The 3,618-nt window shown below is 65.2% G+C and carries 8 protein-coding genes; 4 read left to right on the top strand and 4 right to left on the bottom strand.

The genetic code is table 11. The annotated features are described in order from the left end of the window. Nucleotides 1–18: 18 nt before the first annotated feature. Genes Q0X61_RS12880 through Q0X61_RS12870 form a run of 3 tightly spaced genes read right to left on the bottom strand, consistent with a single transcriptional unit; the run spans nucleotide 19 to nucleotide 1,672 of the window. Nucleotides 19–567, bottom strand: a complete 549-nt coding sequence (locus Q0X61_RS12880; RefSeq protein WP_070758718.1) for a recombinase family protein — start codon at nucleotides 565–567, stop codon at nucleotides 19–21. Nucleotides 568–569: 2 nt separating this feature from the next. After that, on the bottom strand, nucleotides 570–1,430 hold the full coding sequence (locus Q0X61_RS12875; RefSeq protein ID WP_070424185.1) for a Fic family protein: 861 nt from the start codon (nucleotides 1,428–1,430) through the stop codon (nucleotides 570–572). Next, entirely contained in the window at nucleotides 1,430–1,672 is a 243-nt protein-coding gene (locus Q0X61_RS12870; protein WP_019174038.1) for an antitoxin VbhA family protein, read from the bottom strand. The genes Q0X61_RS12875 and Q0X61_RS12870 overlap by 1 nt, the downstream gene beginning before the upstream one ends. Before the next feature lie 253 nt (nucleotides 1,673–1,925). Between Q0X61_RS12870 and Q0X61_RS12865 the strand changes: the two genes are divergently transcribed. Genes Q0X61_RS12865 through Q0X61_RS12850 form a run of 4 tightly spaced genes read left to right on the top strand, consistent with a single transcriptional unit; the run spans nucleotide 1,926 to nucleotide 3,339 of the window. Continuing rightward, a complete protein-coding gene (locus tag Q0X61_RS12865) occupies nucleotides 1,926–2,456 on the top strand; it encodes a TetR/AcrR family transcriptional regulator (RefSeq protein WP_019174037.1) in 531 nt (176 codons plus the stop codon). Nucleotides 2,457–2,458: 2 nt separating this feature from the next. Further along, nucleotides 2,459–2,806: a multidrug efflux SMR transporter gene (locus Q0X61_RS12860; protein ID WP_005053852.1), complete on the top strand. Its 348-nt coding sequence runs from the start codon at nucleotides 2,459–2,461 to the stop codon at nucleotides 2,804–2,806. Further along, entirely contained in the window at nucleotides 2,806–3,126 is a 321-nt protein-coding gene (locus tag Q0X61_RS12855; RefSeq protein WP_019160223.1) for a multidrug efflux SMR transporter, read from the top strand. The genes Q0X61_RS12860 and Q0X61_RS12855 overlap by 1 nt, the downstream gene beginning before the upstream one ends. 15 nt (nucleotides 3,127–3,141) lie before the next feature. Continuing rightward, the gene (locus tag Q0X61_RS12850) at nucleotides 3,142–3,339 is read left to right on the top strand and encodes a hypothetical protein (protein ID WP_005053846.1); all 198 of its coding nucleotides are present in this window, start codon (nucleotides 3,142–3,144) and stop codon (nucleotides 3,337–3,339) included. Here the strand turns inward: Q0X61_RS12850 and Q0X61_RS12845 are convergent. Beyond that, complete coding sequence (locus Q0X61_RS12845) at nucleotides 3,336–3,539, bottom strand: hypothetical protein (RefSeq protein ID WP_005053843.1); 204 nt, start codon at nucleotides 3,537–3,539, stop codon at nucleotides 3,336–3,338. The two genes, Q0X61_RS12850 and Q0X61_RS12845, sit on opposite strands and share 4 nt — an antisense overlap. Nucleotides 3,540–3,618: the final 79 nt, after the last annotated feature.

The raw sequence follows: 3,618 nt of genomic DNA, 5'->3' as shown, positions 1-3,618 counted from the left end.
TCGGCGCAGAGCGACAGCCTACCTCTGACTGCCGCCAATCTTTGCAACAGAGCCCGCGATTTGCTCGTAGCTCATCGGCGGGTCAGCCTCCCGCATGGTCTTCGCCATTGCGATGCGCTCGGGTGTCATGACGGTCGGGCGGCCGCCGACGCGACCCTGGGAGCGCGCGTGCTCGACGCCTCTGCGGGTGTTCTCACGGATCATATCGACGCGAAGCTGCGCGAGCGTCGCCATGATCTTGAGCATGGCTTCACCCATCGCTGTTGACGGGTCTATGTCCATCCACGGTTCATCGAGGCTGCGCAGCTTCACGCCACGCGCTGCGTGGTCACGGATAACCGAGATAGCGATGCTGTCAGTGCCTGCCACGCGGTCGAGCGAGGGAATCACCAGCTCATCACCGGGGCGCTGAATCTTCCGGCACTCGATCCAATCGGGTCGATCCTCAACGCGACTTGAATAGCCAACGTCAACGAAAATTCGTTCGCACCCTGCCTGTTCGAGGCGGGCGATCTGCGAGTCTGCATTCTGCTCGCGGGTGCTGACACGGGTATATCCGAGCCTCACGGCTATCGTCCTAAGCTCGGGCCACGCTCGGGCGGCTTCGGCTTCGATCCGTCGCCCAGCTCGGGCATATCCCGGCCGCGATCTGCTGCGTGCTTCGGCTTGCTCGGCCGAGCCTCGCGCAGCTCGTTCACCTTGCGCTCGATGCGCTCTCCAAGCGTCATCGGCTTCTCGGGCGCTGCGTCGCCTGTGACGCGGCCGCCCTCGTGCATCAGCACGTTCGACCGCGGCACGGCCGCGTGCTCGAACACGGGCACCATCGGAACATGGTTGGGTAGGTACTCCCCCAGCGGCGGCCGCGTCGCGGCCGATGCCATATTCCAAACTTCCTCGGGCACGCGCTCGAACTCAAGCGTGTACGGTGAGCGCTCCGCAACGTGCTCCATGAACACCTTGGTAGTGCGTCCGTTGCCCTCTCTGAACGGATGACTCTGGTTTGTCCAGGCGAAGATTTCGGCGGCGCGCTCCGAGAACTCGGCGTGGCTGAGCTGCGCCCAATCGGTGCGCTCGACCATCACGCGCACGTTGTCTAAGTAGGCGTCTATCGCGCCGTTGTGAGCATCAGCGAAAGCGGCTCCGCCGCCCTTCGCCATGTTCACCGTTCGGTACTGACCAGCCCATTCAAAGGTCGAGCCGAAGAGGTGGCCGTGAATCTGCTTCATGTGCTCGCCGTCGAACGTGCGAGTCACAAGCTCCGGGCGCAACTCAAGCTCGATGCGGCGCGCAAACGACATGCGGTAGTCGTAGGTGCGCAGCGCTGCGGCGTCTCGAATGTCCGGTATGTTGCGCAGCACGCCATTGCGGGTCTGCGCGTTGTACGTCTCCGGGTAAAAGTATGACTCCCACGAATCGAACTGGTGCGGCATCAGAGCGTAGCGGCCGCTCCGGCGATGCGCGCCGCCTTAGCGGCGGTGCGCGCCTCGTAGTCCTCGAACGTCAGCGCGCCGCGCGTGTAGTCGATGAGGTCGGCCACGTCTTCGCGGTTCGGCTCCCATCCCTCATGCCAGCCTGCCGCGAGCGAGCGCACAACGGCTCGGCGCTGGTCAGCGTCGAGCTGGTCGAACAGCTCGGGCCAGCGGGCCTCTACGTCAAATGATGGTTGCGACATAATGCTGCACCTCCTGGTGTACTCCTGATTTTACCGGCCTGCCCGCAAACGGTATAGGTCGGGTTTCGGGTCGGGGTTGGTTTCGGTCATAGGTTTCGGTCGGTCAGATAACGGCGTGTCGCTGCCTCGGCGGGCCGTCCGGCACGGCTGCCCGAAAACGATCGTTTTCGGCCTACTCGGCTCGCGGTGATGAACCTATGCGCCGGCAATCTGCTGGATGGCCTGGTTACCTTCCGAATGGTAACCTACACTCATGCGCACCGATCCTCGCCCCGCGATCCTGGCGGCCGCCTTCTCTCAGCTCGACGAGGGGCGGGCGGTGTCTCTGGATTCCGTGGCCCGAAGTGTGGGGCTGACCAAGCCGGGGGTGATGTATCACTTCCCCACGAAGGAAGCCCTCATGCTCGCCCTGGTGGACTCCGTTTTGGACCGCTGGGAAGAGGCGCTGGTCGCACGCCTCGGGTCGTCGCCGGAGGGCGCGGCGCCGGCCGCGCGCATCGGCGCGTATGTCGACTGGTCACTGTCCGGGGGTTTCGATGAAACCGACCTGGTGGCGATGAGTGATCCGAAGCTGCGCCGCTCGCTCACGCAGCGCTGGGCCGAACGTCTCGCGCCCTGGCTCGTCGTGCCCGATGACGTCGCCCCGGACGAACGCACCCGGTTGCTCGCCGCCCGCCTCCTGGCCGACGGCGGGTGGCTTGCCGAAGCCGCCAACGTCTCCCCTCCTACCCCCGGCGACCTGGCGCAGCTCCGCGCCTTCGCCCACAACCTCGTGAAGGACTGACTATGAAGAAATGGCTCCTGCTTGCCGGCGCGATCATCAGTGAAGTCGCCGGCTCCCTCGCCCTCCAAGCCGGCCAGGACCACCCCGCCTGGTACATCCTCGTCGCGATCGGCTACGTCGGCGCGTTCACGCTTCTCGCGCTCGTTCTACGCGAGGGGATGGCCCTCGGGGTTGCGTACGGGATCTGGGGCGCGATGGGCGTCGCCCTGACGGCGGTGCTGGCGGCACTTCTGTTCGGACAGCCCTTGACCGGCGTGATGATCCTCGGCCTGGCGTTGATCATCGGCGGTGTTCTCACCGTCGAACTCGGATCGCAAGCGGCGCAGCGCAAGAGGGAGGCGAGCATCTGATGGTCTGGCTCTTCCTCATCCTCGCGATCGTCCTCGAAGTCGGCGCGGCGCTCTCCCTGCGCCTGGCAACCGGCGGACGGAAACTGTTCTACATCGCCGTCGTCGTGGGCTACCTCGGCGCGTTCTTCTTCCTCACCCAAGTCCTTGCCCTCGGGCTCGGCATCGGTGTTGCCTACGGCATCTGGGCCGCCTCCGGCGTCGCCCTCACCGCAGTGGCCAGCAAGTTCCTGTTCAAAGAGCCCTTCACCTGGGTCATGGCGCTCGGCATCGCCCTCATCATCGGCGGCGTCCTCCTCGTCGAACTCGGCGCGGCCCACTAGCCTGCCGACACGGCCATGACCGTCGCTCGCACCCTCGCGGCAATTCGCCGCGCCCTCCTGGAAGATCCTGCCGTCGACATCCGATTCGTGGACGCAATCACCGTCGACAGTCATCTTCTGAGCACGCACGGCCAGGCCCTCATCCTGTTCGTACACCCACAGCATCGCGAAGTCGTCGACGAGCTGCGCAACGCCTCCCGCCCATTGGACTAGTGCGGTCGGCCGGGGTCATCACCGCGGCCGCGCAGCTCGTCAACGAGCTGGCGGTGCGCCGTGTGCAGGAACAGCACTGGGCGGCCGCTGCGCCCACTGTGGAGGTAACTGTCGGCGGTGAGCGCATCGGTGAACACGACTTCAAGCTCCGGCTGCTCGTGCAGCAGTCGCCGCACTTGTTCGGCCACCCGCTCAGTCATCGAAACTCCCCCCAGAGCTTCCGGGAGGGCTCTGTTGCAAAAATCGTGAAGCTTGAGCATGCTTGGCGGAGATTGGACG

The sequence above is a fragment of the uncultured Tessaracoccus sp. genome (assembly GCF_947255005.1).
GTDB lineage: Bacteria > Actinomycetota > Actinomycetes > Propionibacteriales > Propionibacteriaceae > Arachnia.
The sequence above is the reverse complement of the archived record's forward strand: the minus strand, read 5'-3'. Positions and strand labels throughout refer to the sequence as shown.